Origin of the sequence: Chromobacterium sp. S0633, assembly GCF_024158805.1 — a bacterium.
GTDB lineage: Bacteria > Pseudomonadota > Gammaproteobacteria > Burkholderiales > Chromobacteriaceae > Chromobacterium.
In genome coordinates this window covers 59,513-72,252 of the sequence record NZ_JAMZGH010000031.1, presented here as the reverse complement: position 1 = coordinate 72,252, position 12,740 = coordinate 59,513, and the positions used below count along the sequence as shown (strand labels likewise).

The window sequence follows — 12,740 nt, the reverse complement described above, 5'->3', positions numbered from 1 at the left end:
GTCATCGACCGAGCACTTACACCTATCGGTTATTCGTTCTGTTAAAGATCGGTGCAGGTCGCTGCGTTTCGTTTCCGTCGCTGCGTTGTCTGCTGAGGAGGCGAACTATACGTCAGCCCCCTAAACCCGTCAACACCTTTCGTGAAAGATTTTTGACAAAAGAGGCCTCTCGCAAGCTATCCCCATGATTTATATTGAATCATCCATATGAAGAATTTCAGCGTAGCCGCCATGCACTGGTAGGGACTGTCGTTTCCGGATTGAAAAAACGATAATTCCCCTCCTCGTCCGCCCTTCTAGAAGCACAATCATGCGCAACAAAACCTGGATTTTCGACCTGGACGACACGCTGCACCACGCCAGCGGCGGCATCTTCGCCCATATCAGCCACGCGATGTCCGCTTATATGATGAAACATCTGCAAGTGGACGCGGTGGAAGCCCGCTTGCTGCGCGAGCGCTATTGGGCGCAATACGGCGCCACCATGCATGGGCTGGTCACCCACCACGGCATCGACCCTCATGACTTCCTATTGGAAACCCATAAGCTGGAAGAACTGGAGCAATGGCTGTTCGCCGAGCACAATCTGGCGGAATCGCTGAGCGCGCTGCCGGGCCGCAAGCTGATCTTCTCCAATGGCCCGCACCATTATGTGCAAGGCATTTTGCAGCGCCTGGCGATAGAGCGGCACTTCCACTCTATATATGGCGTCGAGCAAGTGGACTACGTGCCCAAGCCGCATGTCGGTGCCTTTCGTAAAGTTCTGGCGCAAGAGCGGCTGGATCCGCGGCACTGCATCATGGTGGAGGACTCGCTGCCCAATCTGCTGACGGCGAAGAAGCTGGGCATGAAAACGGTCTGGGTCAGCAAGCAGGTGCGGCGGCCTGCGCATGTGGATATCCGCATCGCCTCCATCGGCGAGCTGGCGCGCCGTCGCTGGGACTGAAATAAAAAAAGGCCGGAATCCCGGCCTTTTCCTATATAGAGTATCCCGCTTACTTCAGCTTGATCTCGGACCACACCTTGTTCAGCTCGCGACGGTCCTTGGCGTTCAAGTCCTTCAGCTGTTGCAGGCGCGGCAGTTCGCCGGCGGTCGGGAAGATCGCATGCACCTTGGTCAGTTCCGGTTTGACGAACTTGCCGGCGGCGGCGTTGGGGTTGCCCGAGCCCATCTCGTTGGTCAGACCGGAGGCGTTCTTGCCGTCCAGCATGAAGTTGATGAATTTGTAAGCCAGGTCCTTGCGCGGCGCGTCCTTCAACACCACGAAGTTGTCCAGCGACAGGGTGTTGCCTTCTTTCTGCAAGCCGAAATTGACGCCGAACTTGCGGCCGGCCTTCTTGGCGTCCTGCTGCGCCTGGTACATATCGTTGGAATAGCCCAGCGCGACATAGATGTTGCCTACGGTCAGTTCCTTGATATAGCTCTGGTTGTTGAAGGCGGCCCAGTAGGGCTTGGCCTTCAGGATCACGTCGCGCGCCGCCTTCCAGTCCGCCGGATTGGTGGAGTTGGCCGGCTTGCCCAGATACATCAAGGCGGCGGACACCAGCTCGCGCTGAGAGTCCAGCACGGTGATCTTGCCCTTGAGCTTGGCCAATACGGCCGGATCGAAGATCAGCGCCCAGCTATTGGCCTTGTCCAGCAAGCCCAGTTCTTTCAGCTTGGTTTCGTTGTAGCCCAGCAGCGTGGTGGTGAAGGCGTAGGGGACCGAGTACTGGTTGCCCTTGTCGAAGAAGCTGTTCAGATAGCCTGCGTTCAGGTTCTTGAAGTTGGGCAGCTGTTTTTTGTCCAGCGGCTGCGCCTTGCCCTGCTTGATCAGCGCTTCCACCGCGAAGCCGGTCGGCACCACGATGTCGTAACCCTTGGCGCCGGCGGCCAGCTTGGCCAGCATTTCTTCGTTGTCGCCGTAGAAGTCTTGCACCAGCTTGCACTTGCAATAAGCCTCGAAGCTCTTGGCGGTGCTTTCCGACAGGTAGTTGTTCCAGTTGTAGAGGTGCAATTCTTCCGCTGCGTACGCTTGTGCAGATACGGCCAGGGCAAGCGTCACCAGGACTTTTTTCATTGCGTTTTTCCTTCTATTCGCACGAGTGCGTTGCGACTACATGAAAAACCGGCCGGCTCCCTTGTTGCCCGGCCGGGGCCCTACTACTTAAACAGGCTTTCAGCCATTGGCCCGCAACGCGCTGGGCGACACGCGCGAAGCAATGACGATCAGCACCAGGGTCAACAGCATCAGCAAGCTGGAAACGGCGTTCACTTCCGGCGTCACCGCGATCTTGATCATCGAGTAAATCTCCAGCGGCAGCATGCTGGCGCCTGCGCCGGCGGTGAAGAAGGTGATCACGAAGTCGTCGATGGACAAGGTAAAGGCCATCAGGGCGCCGGCGATGATGCCCGGCTTGATCACCGGCAGGGTGATCAGACGGAAGGCCTGGAACGGCGTCGCCCCCAGATCGCGCGCCGCTTCCACCAGGCTGTCGTCCATGCCCTGCATCCGCGCGCGCACCACGATGGCGACGAAGCCGATGCAGAAGGCGACGTGGGACAGCAGGATGGTGATCATGCCCAGTTCCAGAATGCCGATCAGCTGGTTGACGATGACGAAGAAGATCACCAGCGACACCCCCATCAGCAGTTCCGGGATGGCGATGGGCGTCAGCACCAGGAAGGGCAGCAAGCGCAGCTTGTAGCGATGCATGGCGATGCCGGCCAAGGTGCCCAGCACGGTGGCGCAGGCGCTGGCGATGATGCCTATGATCAGCGAGTTGGCCGCCGCGCTCAGCATCTTCTCGTTGTGGAACAGTTTGTCGTACCACTTGAGGGTGAAGCCCACCCATTCCGCGTTGAGCCTGGAATCGTTGAACGAGTACAGCACCACGATCACCAGCGGCAGATAGAGGAAGAGATAGGTCAGCAGCGCCGACGCCCACAACCAGCGGGATTGTTTCTTAGCCACGTTTCTTGCCTCCTCTGCCCACCATCGCGCCCAGGGCCGCGATCAACAACACTCCGCCGGTCAGCATGATGGACAGCACAGAACCGAACGGCCAGTCGCGGGTGTCCAGTATCTGCTGCTTGATCAGGTTGCCGATCATGATGGAGTCGGTGCCACCCAGAATGTCCGGAATGGCGAACATGCCCAGCGCCGGGATGAACACCAGCGCGGAGCCGGCGAACACGCCGGGCAGGCTCAGCGGCCAGGTCACGCGCCAGAAGCGTTGCCAGGCGTTGGCGCCAAGATCCTGCGCCGCGTCCAGCAAGGCCATGTCGTGTTTTTCCAGATTGGCGTACAAAGGCAACACCATGAAGGGCAGGTGCACATAGACCAGGCCGACGATGACGGCGAACGGGGTGAACAGCAGACGCACCGGTTCAAAACCCAGCGAGGTCACCACCACGTTCAGCATCTTGGTGAACGCCGATTGCGGCCCCAGGATGATCATCCAGGCGTAGATGCGGATCAGGAAGTTGGACCAGAACGGCAGGATCACCAGCAGCAGCATCAGGTCGCGGTATTTCTTGCCGGAGCGGGCGATCAGCCAGGCCAGCGGATAGGCCATCAACAGGCAAACCACGGTGGTGATCCCCGCGTAGCCGGCGGACTTGATGAACAGCTCGATATAGAGCGGCTCCTCCACCAAGCGACGGAAGTTGTCCAGCGTCAGATCCCAGACCAGCTTGCCTTCCTCGAGGTAGTACATCGGCGCGAGGCCGCCGTAATCGCCCGGATTGCGGAAAGCCGCCACCACCATGATCAGCGACGGCACCAGGAAAAACAGGATCAGGTAGACCAGCGGCGGCCACGACAGCGCCCACTTGCCGAATCGATCTCGAATCGCCATGCGCGTTTACTCCGTCAGGAAGCTGCCGGCGTCGAAGCGCCAGGCCAGTTCCACGATGTCGTTGTCGTCAAAGAATTTGGCGACGCCCGGAATGCTGTTGGGCAGCATCGCCTCCACCATCACGCCTTCGCCCACTTCCACCACGTAGAGCGTAACGTCGCCCAGGTACAGGCAATCGTGAACGCGGCCTTTGAAATAGGCTTCGTCGTCGTGGGCCGGCAGGCTCTTGTCCAGCTTGACCTTTTCCGGACGCAACGCCAGCCAGCCGGTCTGCCCTTCGCGCACGTCCGGCACAGTCAGGCAGCGCACTTCGCCGCAGCCTTTCAGGTCCACCAGCATGGTGTCGCCGTCCACGCGCTTGACCTTGCCTTCCAGCACATTGCACTGGCCGAGGAAGTCCGCGACGAAGCGGTTCTTGGGCTTGCTGTAAATGGTTTCCGGCGCGTCCAGCTGTTCCACCTGGCCGTGGCTCATCACCGCGATGCGGTGGCTGAGCGCCAGCGCTTCGCCCTGGTCGTGGGTGACGTAGACGAAGGTGATGCCCACTTCTTTTTGCAGATTGATCAGTTCCAGCTGCATTTCTTCGCGCAGCTTGGCGTCCAGCGCGGACAGCGGTTCGTCCAGCAGCAGCAGCCGCGGACGGTCCACCAGCGCTCGGGCGATGGCCACGCGCTGACGCTGGCCGCCGGACATCTCGTGCGGGTAGCGGTCGCCGAACTGGGTCAGGCGCACATCTTCCAGCAATTCGTCCACCTGGGAAGCGATCTTGGCCTTGTCCCACTTGGCCATTTTGAGCGGGAAGGCGATGTTCTCGCGCACCGTCATGTGCGGGAACAAGGCATAGCTTTGAAACACGGTGTGCACCGGACGTTTTTCCGGCTGCACCTGCGACATGTCCTGACCGTCCAGCAGGATCTGGCCAGAATCCGGCTGCTCGAAGCCGGCCAGCATGCGCAGCAAGGTGGTCTTGCCGCAACCGGAGGGCCCGAGCAGGGTGAAGAACTCGCCTGCCTCTACCGACAGGCTGACATTGTTGACCGCCGTGTAGTCGCCGAAGCGCTTGACGACATTTTTGATTTCAAGGAGAGCCATTGTCTTCCCCGCCCAAGAAAAAGGGCGCCAGTTTAACAAAAAAGATAAAGCTGGGGCCGTTGAAATCCCTTGAAAATTCAAGACCTCAGCGCATTTTTTCCATTGTGCGAACCGGGCGTTCGGGCCGGGCCGGTAAGTTGCTATTTTCTCAGCAGAAAACCGCGCGCCGCACGCTGGGTTTTCGGTGCGGCGCAACATGGTTCCAATTCAAATAATTGATGCTTTTTGACAACAACTGTCGGCATCTCGCCGTCTACGCGCCGCCAAACAGCGCTTACCACTGCCCTTCATTGAAGAAGCGGCGGTAGCGCTCCACCCAGTTCGAGATATCGAAACCGTTGGCCTGCAGCCAATCGTGGTTGTAATAGCTGCCCTGGTAGCGGTTGCCGTCGTCGCAGATCAAGGTGACGATGGAGCCGCTGCGGCCCTGGCTGCGCATCTGGCCCACCAGTTCGCAAACACCGTAGAAATTGGTGCCGGTGGAACCGCCGCAGCGGCGTCCCAGCACTTCTTCCAGGAAGTGGATGGCGGCGTAGCTGGCGACGTTGGGCACCCGGATCACATTGTCGATGACTGTGGGAATGAAGGAGGGTTCCACCCGAGGCCGGCCTATGCCTTCCACGCCGGAGCCGCCTTCGCAGCGGCAGTCCATGCTGCCGGTATGAAAACTGTCGTAGAACACCGAGTTTTCCGGGTCCACCACGCAGACCTTGGTCGGCAGTTTCTGGTAGCGCACATAGCGGCCGAAAGTGGCCGAGGTGCCGCCGGTGCCGGCGCCGCAGACGATCCAGTCCGGCACCGGATTCGGCTCATAGGCCATTTGGGTGAAAATGGTGTCGGCGATATTATTGTTGCCGCGCCAGTCGGTGGCGCGCTCGGCATAGGTGAACTGGTCCATGTAATGGCCGTTCAACTCTTCCGCCAGGCGTTTGGATTCGTCGTAAATGGTGGCGGGATCGTCCACCAGGTGGCTGCGGCCGCCGTAGAATTCGATGGCGCGGATCTTTTCCTGCGAGGTGCTCTTGGGCATCACCGCGATGAAGGGCAGGCCCAGCAAGCGGGAAAAATAGGCCTCGGACACTGCGGTGCTGCCGCTGGAAGCCTCGATGATGGTGCTGCCTTCGCGTATCCAGCCATTGCACAAGCCGTATAGAAACAGCGAGCGCGCCAGCCGGTGCTTGAGGCTGCCGGAGGGATGGGTGGATTCGTCCTTGAAATAGAGCTGTATCTCCGGCGCGCCGGGGATGGGCAGCGGGATCAAATGGGTGTCGCTGGAGCGATTGAAATCGGCCTCTATCTTGCGCACCGCCTGGGCAACCCAATCAGTCATCTTGCTTCTCCAGTGTCGGAAAGTTCTCAATCGGCCATTCTAACGCGACAAGCAAGAAAAAAACGCCCCGTAGGGCGTTTTGGATTCAAAGCGGCGAGCCGATCAGAACTTGGTGCCGAAGCCGATGCCGAATACCCACGGGTCGATCTTCAGTTCGCCCAGTTTGGCGCCGCCCAGCTGATCCGCGGTCACGTCGGTCTTGATCCAGATTTTCTTGACGTCCAGGTTGACGAACCAGTTCTTGTTGATCGCGTAGTCCGCGCCCAGTTGCAGCGCCGGACCCCAGCTGTTTTTCTTCACGCTCAGATCTGTCGCACTACCTGCTTTCAGGCCTTCATTGTAGAAACGGGTGTAGTTGATGCCGGCGCCCACATAGGGACGGAAGGTGGCGTCAGGAGCGAAGTGGTATTGCAGGGTCAAGGTCGGCGGCAACACCGATACCTTGCCGACGGAACCGAAGGTGTTGGTGGTGACTTCGTGACGGGTGGTGCCCAGAATCAGCTCGGCGCCGATATTGTTGGTGATCATGTAGGTGAAGTCGACCTCAGGCGCCCAGCTGTCCTTGGCGTCGACATTCAAACCCGACACTACGCCAGAGTTGCTCCAGCTGGCGTCGGGGTTGACATTGATCACGCGGAAGCGCGCCAGGATGTCGCCTTGAGCGGCGAAGGCGCTAGCGGAAACCAGGCCGATCATTGCGGCGAGAGCGAGCTTTTTCATATTGGGTTCTCCTGTCATGTTTGGTCGAATGCAGGCCTGGCGCTTGCCGCCATCGTTGACTTTGACTGCGGGCAGCAGTAGCGTTCGGCGTCCGGTGGCAGATTATCCAAGCACCTAATATCAAACTTTGCGCCAGATCATGAGATGGTCATGAAATATGCAGATTTACGGGAGTTTGTCTCCCAATTGGAACAACAAGGCCTGCTGAAACGAATTGCGGCCCCGGTCTCCCCGCATCTGGAGATGACCGAGATCGGCGACAGGGTACTGAAAGCCGGCGGTCCCGCGCTGCTGTTCGAACAGGCAGTCAAGGACGGCAAACGCTTCGATTACCCGGTACTGGCCAATCTGTTCGGCACGCCCGAGCGCGTGGCGCTGGGCATGGGCGCCGCCGATGTGATGCAGTTGCGCGAGATCGGCAAGACCCTGGCCTACCTGAAAGAACCGGAGCCGCCCAAGGGCTTGAAAGACGCCTGGGACAAGCTGCCCTTGCTGAAGCAATTGCTGTCGATGGCGCCTAAGGAGGTCGGCAAGGCGCCGTGCCAGCAAATCGTATGGGAAGGCGCGGAAGTCGATCTGGAGCGCTTGCCTATCCAGCACTGCTGGCCCGGCGACGTGGCGCCGCTGATCACCTGGGGCCTGACCGTGACCCGCGGCCCCAACAAGAAACGCCAGAACCTGGGCATCTATCGCCAACAGCTGATAGGCCGCAACCGCGTCATCATGCGCTGGCTGGCCCACCGCGGCGGCGCGCTGGATTACCGCGAATTCTGCCAACAGCATCCCGGCGAGCCTTACCCGGTGGCGGTGGTGCTGGGCTGCGACCCGGCCACTATCCTGGGCGCGGTGACGCCGGTGCCGGACACCCTGTCCGAATACCAGTTCGCCGGCCTACTGCGCGGCAGCCGCACCGAGCTCACCAAATGCCTGGGTTCGGATCTGCAAGTGCCGGCGCGCGCCGAAATCGTGCTGGAAGGCCATATACATCCGGACGACACCGCGATGGAGGGCCCTTACGGCGACCACACCGGCTATTACAACGAGCAGGACCGCTTCCCGGTGCTGACCGTGGACCGCGTCACCCTGCGCGAAAACGCGATCTACCACAGCACCTACACCGGCAAGCCGCCGGACGAGCCGGCGGTGCTGGGCGTGGCGCTGAACGAGGTCTTCGTGCCCATTCTGCAAAAGCAGTTTCCGGAAATCGTCGATTTCTACCTGCCGCCGGAAGGCTGCAGCTACCGGATGGCGGTGGTCAGCATCAAGAAGCAATACCCCGGCCACGCCAAGCGGGTGATGATGGGATGCTGGAGCTTCCTGCGCCAGTTCATGTACACCAAGTTCATCGTGGTGGTGGACGACGACGTCAACACCCGGGACTGGAAGGAAGTGATCTGGGCGATCACCACGCGCATGGACCCGGTGCGCGACACCACCTTGATCGAACATACGCCTATAGATTATCTGGACTTCGCCAGCCCGGTGTCCGGCCTGGGCGGCAAGATGGGCCTGGACGCCACCAACAAGATGCCGGGCGAAACCAACCGCGAGTGGGGCGTGCCCATCGTGATGGACCAGGCGGTCAAACAACGCGTAGACGCGATGTGGCGGGATTTGGGTCTGTAGACGCGGAAGACAAGCGCCTGGCTTCTTCGAAGCCAGGCGGTTTTTACGACTCAACGCGTCTCAAGCACTTCCGCCTGCAGCAGCACGGCCTCGCGCCCCAGCAGCGGATGGGCTTTGAACGGCCCGGCCCGATAGCGAATGCGCGAACCGGTCCGCTGCTTCAACGCGGCCACTTCCGTGGCCCCCAGGCCCTGGCCGTCGGTAGCGGGCTGGATGACGAAGGTGCCGCCATCCCCCTTTTCCACCCCCAAGCGCACCAGCGGCGGCGCGCCGACGGCGACCAGGGTGCCCTCCTCCCACGGCGGCAGCGACATCGCGCCGGCGCCGGCGCAAAGGCCGAGCCACAGCAGCAGCCCGCGCATCATGGCTTGAGCAGGATCAGATGGCTGTTGGCCGGCACCGTCACCCGCGCCACGCCGCGCGACAGCGGCAGGCTCTGCTTATAGGTTTCCGCCGTCGCCAACGCGCTCCAGCCGATTTCCTGCGCCTGGAAGGGCACCGCCGGCAACAACAAACTCTTGCCGTTCGGGAAATACTGGTTGGCCGGCAGGCTCAGCGTCTTGGCCGGGAAGCCGTAACCGCTGGCCGGATTGCCGCCCAGCGCCAGCGTGGTGTTGAGACGCAGCATCAGGCTGCTGTAATCGCCGGCCCCCGCCGCGCGCAAACCGTCGTTCAAGGCCGCTTCGCCAGTATTGGCGCCGGTCACCCACGGCTTCATCACGCCCGCGCCGAACTGATGCAGCATCTGCATGCCCGCCGCCAGCGCTTTCGGGTAGCAGGTGTAATTCGACGCCGCCACGCTCCAGCCCTTCAAATTGCAAGCCGGCCGGCGCAGAAAGCTTTCGAAATCGCCGCCGCGGCGCAGGTCCGGATGGGAGTTGGCGTCGCTGCCGCGACCGCCGGTGAAGGTGTCCGCCGATACCAGATAGCCCATGGTCTGGGCTGCCAGCTCGTTTTCCCATACCGTGGGCTGACCAGAACCCGGCGGTTTGCGCAGGATCTTGTTGTAGGCGTAGAGCACATGCAGGTATTCGTGCGCCAGCGTGGACAGGGCCAGGCTGGGGCCATTGCCCTTCATATTCCAGTTGCGGCCCGGATCGGCCTGGGCGAAGGTGTCCAAGTCCACGAAGGTGGCCAAGGCCTGATTGCTCTTGCCCACCACGTCGCGGCACTCTTGGTCGCCGCCGCACATGGCCGGCGCGGCCGACGCCAGCAAGGCGTTGGTCCAGCGCACATAGCCGAGCAAGCGGCCGCCGCCGGTCTGATTCGGATCGTTCAGCCGGCTCAACACCAGGTGCACGTCCTTGGTGTCGCCGGGCAGCGCCAGCGCGCGCCAGCCCGGATCGATGTCATTGCCCCAGGGCTCGCTGACGACCGAGGCTTCCAAGGGATAGACGCTGTTGGCGAAGCGCTCGGCCAGCGCGTCGGCCTGATCGCTGCCCACGCTGACGTCCAGCCCGTCCTGCGCCCAGACGTAAACCTTGCCGCCGCCGTTGGGCAAATCGCGCATGGCTTGCAGGCTGGTGGCGCTATCGCCGTCCATATCGTGCCAGACCCGTTTGTCGCCGATCGCGTAGCTGGCCGCCTGCAAGCTCGCCTGCTCCGCCAGCAGCCGGTGCGAACCGGCGCCGCGCAGCGACAAGGCGCCGGAGCGGGCCGACGCGCCAACCGCGGCCATCACCGCCTGGCTCTCCGCCTCCAGACGTTCCGCCGCGGCGTCCGACCCGCCGCGCAGGCCGGAAGCGGCCAGCTTGGCCTGGCCCGAAGTGTCTCCGGAACTGATGCGCGACACCACCATCTGCCAGGCGGCGCTCAAGGGCTTGCCGCTGATAGACACCGTTTGCGCCTGCGCGCCGGTATTGGTGTACTGGTAGACGGAGCCGGACTGCGCCCTGCCGGCCGAGGCCGGCAAGCGGCACACATTGCCCGAGCACGTCAGCGCCGCCACTTCCGCGCCGTCCGTCGCCAGCATCCTGCCAGATGCCGACGTTCCGACGCCGGAACCGCCGCTGCCGGCGTTACCGCCGCCGCCACCGCCGCCGCATGCGCTCAGCAACGCGGACATCACGGACACAGCCAATATTGTTTTTGTGCTTTTCATCCCTGTAGTCATCCATTTCATGTATTGAGAATGAGAAAAAATACTAATTCCATTCCAATGGCAATGACTACGGCAAATAATTACCTTTTTATATGATATTTGTTTAGTTAGAGTGACAGAAACCTACGCGCAGCCGGCGGAGCGCAAAGCCGGCAAGCCTGCTATCATCGCCAGGTCTTTGAATAAGGAGCAGTCATGTCCCTGCGCAACCCCAATTCCCCGCACCGCCTGAGCCGTCTGAAAACCCGCCAACGCAAGAAAATGCGTGTAGGCGAATTCCGCGAGCTGGGCTTTCATCTGATCTCCATGCTGCACGACGGCGCGGATTCCGAGGCGCTGCTGGACGCCTGGCTAATCCAGGTGGACGAGGCCGGCATCAGCTTCGGCGGCCATTTCGACGGCGCCGGCAAGCTGGAAGGCGTGGCCTTCCCGGTGGGCGAGGTCAAGATCAGCGACGAGCTGCGCCTGCAACTGCTGTCCTGGCTGCAAGCCCGCGCCGAAGTTAAATCGGTGGAAGGCGGCGAATTGATCGATCTGTGGCACAGCCGCTGATCCCTTTCCGTCCGACGTGAAAAAACCGGCTTGTCGCCGGTTTTTTTATGCCTGGACGCTTCGAGCCGCGGACGCGATCAGGACAGCTTGCGGAACACCCGGTAGCCGATATAGAGCCAGGTTTCCCTGGCCAGGAAGCGGGACCAGCTGGACAGCGTGCGGTAGCGGCTGGATTGCGTGGGCGCGGGATAGGCGGTCAGGCCGATGTCGGTGGCCATCAGCACCGAGCGGCGCATATGCAGCGGATCGCTGACCAAGAGGAAGGAGCGGATGCCGAACTGGCTGCTCAATTCGCGCGCGTTTTCCAGGTTTTGCCAAGTGGTGCGCGACTGGTTTTCCGCCAGCATTGCCGTCATCGGCACGCCTTGCTTGGCAGCGAAGTCGCGGCCGACGTCGGCTTCGGACGGATAACCCGGTTCCGGCGTGCCGCCGGTGAACACAATCCAGCGCACCTTGCCGGACTTGTACAATTTGACTGCGTGATTGATGCGCTCGCGGAACACCGGCGACGGGCGCTTGCCCCAGGCCGCCGCCCCCAACACCAGCGCCGCGTCGGCTTGCGGTTCGTTTGCGCTGCCGCCGAAATCGACGATGCTCCAGGCCACGTAGCTGAAGCCCAGCACCACCAGCAAAATCGCCAGCACAAAGCCTTTCAACATCAAACGCAAGTAGAGCATGGGTACCGCAAGTGAAGGGTGGAACGCCGATTGTACCCGCAAACCGGATGCAAGCGGCAAGGCCGCGCGCTCCGCGCCTACTTCTCCAATTCCCAAATCGCCGCCTGCAGGGACTCCATCCGCGCGGCGAGCGCCAGCTGCGCGTCGTCCAGCGCCTTGTTGTAAATGTCTCTGCCGATTTTGTCGGCGACGAAGTCCAACAGGAATTGCGCGTCGAACTGCCCCAGCTCGATGCCGAACTGGTCTTGCGCGTACTGTTGCAATTGCGGAGCCAGCGTTTGCAGTTGAGCAGGGGTCAACAAGGAATGATTGGCCATGGCGTGCCGCCCTGTGCGATGGAAAGCCGCGATTATGGCGGCTATTCGCCGATGCTGGAAGCGGTTTCCCCGCGCACGGCTAAAGGGACAGCGCCCGTCCCCATTGCAGCAGGCCCGCCCGCCACTGGCGCTGGCCGTTCAATTGCCAGGCCAGCAGCCGGTCGCCGGCCTCGCCGCGCCAGAGGGGATGCGCCCGCATCTGGCTGAGCAAGGCCTCCGCCGCCTGGCTGTCGTCAAAGCATAGCGCCAGCCAGTCCGACCCCGCGCGCGTCAACACGCGGCGCAGCTTGTCCGGCCACGGCGCGGCGCCGCGCCACACCGTGGCGCCGTGAAAACAGCCCGAGCGCAGCCATTGCCGCCGGACGCGCCACTGTTCGGCGCCCAGCGCGCACAGGCCGCGCGGAAACTCCAGACCCCACCATAGCGCAGCGTGCATTCGTCGCCCTTTCATTGTGCATTGCACAATTTTTTATACCCGCATTCCG

At 61.7% G+C, this 12,740-nt stretch carries 14 protein-coding genes; 3 read left to right on the top strand and 11 right to left on the bottom strand.

The window, feature by feature from the left end:
- Positions 1 to 310 precede the first annotated feature (310 nt).
- Positions 311 to 946 carry a pyrimidine 5'-nucleotidase gene (locus NK214_RS18055; RefSeq protein ID WP_107798019.1) on the top strand — a complete coding sequence of 212 codons (636 nt, stop codon included), beginning with the start codon at positions 311 to 313 and terminating at the stop codon, positions 944 to 946.
- A 49-nt stretch (positions 947 to 995) separates the two neighbouring features.
- Here the strand turns inward: NK214_RS18055 and NK214_RS18050 are convergent, their stop codons facing one another.
- The 6 genes from NK214_RS18050 to NK214_RS18025 all read right to left on the bottom strand — a co-directional run bounded on the left by NK214_RS18050 (position 996) and on the right by NK214_RS18025 (position 6,982).
- Positions 996 to 2,060: a PotD/PotF family extracellular solute-binding protein gene (locus NK214_RS18050; RefSeq protein ID WP_107798018.1), complete on the bottom strand. Its 1,065-nt coding sequence runs from the start codon at positions 2,058 to 2,060 to the stop codon at positions 996 to 998.
- 99 nt (positions 2,061 to 2,159) lie between these two features.
- Positions 2,160 to 2,954: an ABC transporter permease gene (locus NK214_RS18045; RefSeq protein WP_227106685.1), complete on the bottom strand. Its 795-nt coding sequence runs from the start codon at positions 2,952 to 2,954 to the stop codon at positions 2,160 to 2,162.
- On the bottom strand, positions 2,947 to 3,840 hold the full coding sequence (locus NK214_RS18040; protein ID WP_227106683.1) for an ABC transporter permease: 894 nt from the start codon (positions 3,838 to 3,840) through the stop codon (positions 2,947 to 2,949). Before NK214_RS18040 ends, NK214_RS18045 begins: the two co-directional genes overlap by 8 nt.
- A gap of 6 nt (positions 3,841 to 3,846) precedes the next feature.
- A complete protein-coding gene (locus NK214_RS18035; protein ID WP_107798016.1) occupies positions 3,847 to 4,932 on the bottom strand; it encodes an ABC transporter ATP-binding protein in 1,086 nt (361 codons plus the stop codon).
- A gap of 274 nt (positions 4,933 to 5,206) precedes the next feature.
- Positions 5,207 to 6,262 (bottom strand): PLP-dependent cysteine synthase family protein, encoded by a 1,056-nt coding sequence (locus NK214_RS18030; protein ID WP_253315146.1) that lies wholly within the window; start codon positions 6,260 to 6,262, stop codon positions 5,207 to 5,209.
- A gap of 102 nt (positions 6,263 to 6,364) precedes the next feature.
- A complete protein-coding gene (locus NK214_RS18025) occupies positions 6,365 to 6,982 on the bottom strand; it encodes an OmpW family protein (protein ID WP_107798014.1) in 618 nt (205 codons plus the stop codon).
- A gap of 150 nt (positions 6,983 to 7,132) precedes the next feature.
- On the opposite strand from NK214_RS18025, the gene ubiD reads away from it, so the two are divergent.
- The gene (gene ubiD / locus NK214_RS18020) at positions 7,133 to 8,608 is read left to right on the top strand and encodes a 4-hydroxy-3-polyprenylbenzoate decarboxylase (protein ID WP_235084704.1); all 1,476 of its coding nucleotides are present in this window, start codon (positions 7,133 to 7,135) and stop codon (positions 8,606 to 8,608) included.
- Between the two features lie 50 nt (positions 8,609 to 8,658).
- Here the strand turns inward: ubiD and NK214_RS18015 are convergent, their stop codons facing one another.
- The gene (locus NK214_RS18015; RefSeq protein WP_253315145.1) at positions 8,659 to 8,970 is read right to left on the bottom strand and encodes a hypothetical protein; all 312 of its coding nucleotides are present in this window, start codon (positions 8,968 to 8,970) and stop codon (positions 8,659 to 8,661) included.
- Entirely contained in the window at positions 8,970 to 10,580 is a 1,611-nt protein-coding gene (locus NK214_RS18010) for a hypothetical protein (RefSeq protein ID WP_227106677.1), read from the bottom strand. Before NK214_RS18010 ends, NK214_RS18015 begins: the two co-directional genes overlap by 1 nt.
- Positions 10,581 to 10,904: 324 nt before the next feature.
- Between NK214_RS18010 and NK214_RS18005 the strand changes: the two genes are divergently transcribed.
- Positions 10,905 to 11,261, top strand: coding sequence for a 50S ribosome-binding protein YggL (locus NK214_RS18005; RefSeq protein WP_107798008.1), 357 nt, complete (start codon positions 10,905 to 10,907; stop codon positions 11,259 to 11,261).
- Positions 11,262 to 11,338: 77 nt separating this feature from the next.
- Here the strand turns inward: NK214_RS18005 and NK214_RS18000 are convergent, their stop codons facing one another.
- The 3 genes from NK214_RS18000 to NK214_RS17990 form a co-directional block, all read right to left on the bottom strand.
- Positions 11,339 to 11,938, bottom strand: coding sequence for a YdcF family protein (locus tag NK214_RS18000; RefSeq protein WP_019103655.1), 600 nt, complete (start codon positions 11,936 to 11,938; stop codon positions 11,339 to 11,341).
- A 77-nt stretch (positions 11,939 to 12,015) separates the two neighbouring features.
- Positions 12,016 to 12,255: a DUF2164 domain-containing protein gene (locus tag NK214_RS17995; protein ID WP_107798007.1), complete on the bottom strand. Its 240-nt coding sequence runs from the start codon at positions 12,253 to 12,255 to the stop codon at positions 12,016 to 12,018.
- A gap of 79 nt (positions 12,256 to 12,334) precedes the next feature.
- Complete coding sequence (locus NK214_RS17990; protein ID WP_253315144.1) at positions 12,335 to 12,691, bottom strand: hypothetical protein; 357 nt, start codon at positions 12,689 to 12,691, stop codon at positions 12,335 to 12,337.
- Between the last annotated feature and the right edge of the window lie 49 nt (positions 12,692 to 12,740).

Bases quoted from the DNA above. Each gene is read 5' to 3' on its own strand.
- NK214_RS18010 (WP_227106677.1), bottom strand. From the start codon at position 10,580: ATGCTGGCGACGGACGGCGCGGAAGTGGCGGCGCTGACGTGCTCGGGC.
- NK214_RS18015 (WP_253315145.1), bottom strand. From the start codon at position 8,970: ATGCGCGGGCTGCTGCTGTGGCTCGGCCTTTGCGCCGGCGCCGGCGCG.
- NK214_RS17995 (WP_107798007.1), bottom strand. From the start codon at position 12,255: ATGGCCAATCATTCCTTGTTGACCCCTGCTCAACTGCAAACGCTGGCT.
- NK214_RS18055 (WP_107798019.1), top strand. From the start codon at position 311: ATGCGCAACAAAACCTGGATTTTCGACCTGGACGACACGCTGCACCAC.
- NK214_RS18005 (WP_107798008.1), top strand. From the start codon at position 10,905: ATGTCCCTGCGCAACCCCAATTCCCCGCACCGCCTGAGCCGTCTGAAA.
- NK214_RS18035 (WP_107798016.1), bottom strand. From the start codon at position 4,932: ATGGCTCTCCTTGAAATCAAAAATGTCGTCAAGCGCTTCGGCGACTAC.
- NK214_RS18025 (WP_107798014.1), bottom strand. From the start codon at position 6,982: ATGAAAAAGCTCGCTCTCGCCGCAATGATCGGCCTGGTTTCCGCTAGC.
- NK214_RS18030 (WP_253315146.1), bottom strand. From the start codon at position 6,262: ATGACTGATTGGGTTGCCCAGGCGGTGCGCAAGATAGAGGCCGATTTC.
- NK214_RS18040 (WP_227106683.1), bottom strand. From the start codon at position 3,840: ATGGCGATTCGAGATCGATTCGGCAAGTGGGCGCTGTCGTGGCCGCCG.
- ubiD (WP_235084704.1), top strand. From the start codon at position 7,133: ATGAAATATGCAGATTTACGGGAGTTTGTCTCCCAATTGGAACAACAA.
- NK214_RS18050 (WP_107798018.1), bottom strand. From the start codon at position 2,060: ATGAAAAAAGTCCTGGTGACGCTTGCCCTGGCCGTATCTGCACAAGCG.
- NK214_RS18000 (WP_019103655.1), bottom strand. From the start codon at position 11,938: ATGCTCTACTTGCGTTTGATGTTGAAAGGCTTTGTGCTGGCGATTTTG.
- NK214_RS17990 (WP_253315144.1), bottom strand. From the start codon at position 12,691: ATGCACGCTGCGCTATGGTGGGGTCTGGAGTTTCCGCGCGGCCTGTGC.